The following is a 1,314-nucleotide window of genomic DNA, read 5'->3' on the forward strand; positions in this document are numbered from 1 at the left end:
ATGTTGTCTAATTGATTTCCGCATTGCTCTTCCTTTTTCCCGTTCGCCAATGGTTGTCTTCGAGGTCATCGGACAGCTTGGTAACGGTTCGTCCGAGCCTTCATGATCGCGGCCGAGCGGAATAGATCGACGTCTCTGAGTCCCAAACGAGGTTGACCCTCTACATTTCTGACGAGATCGTCGTGGGCATGGCTAAGCGGGATGAGAAACACTGGGCTCAGGCCCAGCGGAACTCCGTCTCGTTCAGCCAAAGCGAATGAAGTAGCGCGGCGAGCTTGCGGGCAACAGCGGTTCGAGCGCGTCTGCCACCTTTGGCTTCGGCCATTGTCCTCCCCCATTGCTGCAGGGCAAACGGCCGCTTCACTTGGGTCAGTGCAACATTGGCAGCTTCGTAAAGCGCCTTGCGCAGCATGGGATCGCCAGCCTTTGAGATGTGGCCGCTGACATCGCGTTCGCCTGATTGGCTGCGTCGCGGCACTAGCCCGGCATAGGCGCCGACATCCTCGCTTCTCGCAAAACGGCGAGGATCTTCGATAGTGGAGGTGTAGGTGAGCGCAGTGATGGGCCCGACACCGGGAACGCTCATCAAACGGCTGCAGACTTCGTCGGCCTTTGCCCGGTCATTAAGCAGGCGATTGCATGCACGCAGTTGCTCCTCGATGGCTTCCATCGATGCAATGAGCGGAGCAAACAGGGCCTTCAAATCTGGCCGCTGTGCGTAGAGCGCCGCCAGGCGCTCGGTGCGCCGGCCCGGGGTTCGGGCGGTCCCCATACGCAGGCCGAACAACTTCAAGAGCCCACGCAGCTGATTGGCCATAGATGTCCGCGCCGTGATCAGCTGGCTACGGATGCGCAGCGCTGCCCTGTCGATGTGCGTGGCGGAGCCCTTCATGTGGACACGCTTGTACCAGCCAGTCCGCGCAAGCTGTGCGAGCCCCTCTGCATCGTGAACATCGCTTTTGTTGATCCTTGCGGACAGGACGCCTTTGGCGTGGCGCGCGCAGATGCACTCGACCACGACGCCGCGCTCGGTCAGGCCATGGTAGAGGAATGTTGACAGCGGCCCAGTCTCGAGGACGACACGGGCGAGTTCCGGACAATGCCGGCTCAACCACTTGGCGAGAACCTCCGGATCGCTCGCAACTACATCACGTCGGAGAACCTTGCCCTCGGCATCGACCACGCAGACATGCGTCGTCTTGTCACTCACATCCAACCCTGCATAGATCGACATCGGTCACCCTCCTGCATTGAAGCGCCATGGCGACTTCGTACCATCCAGGAGGGTGGCTAAATCAATTACGCGGTGTCCCA

The 1,314-nt window shown here is 60.1% G+C and carries 1 protein-coding gene; it reads right to left on the reverse strand.

Translation table 11 applies throughout. The features are described from left to right. Positions 1 to 217: 217 nt before the first annotated feature. On the reverse strand, positions 218 to 1,234 hold the full coding sequence (locus HGI47_RS22065; protein WP_168854897.1) for an IS110 family transposase: 1,017 nt from the start codon (positions 1,232 to 1,234) through the stop codon (positions 218 to 220). Positions 1,235 to 1,314 lie beyond the last annotated feature (80 nt).

Origin of the sequence: Novosphingobium sp. ERN07 (assembly GCF_012641335.1) — a bacterium.
Taxonomy (GTDB): Bacteria; Pseudomonadota; Alphaproteobacteria; order Sphingomonadales; family Sphingomonadaceae; genus Novosphingobium.

What these genes read in the sequence shown, in the direction of transcription:
- HGI47_RS22065 (WP_168854897.1), bottom strand. Translation starts at nt 1,234, where the DNA reads ATGTCGATCTATGCAGGGTTGGATGTGAGTGACAAGACGACGCATGTC.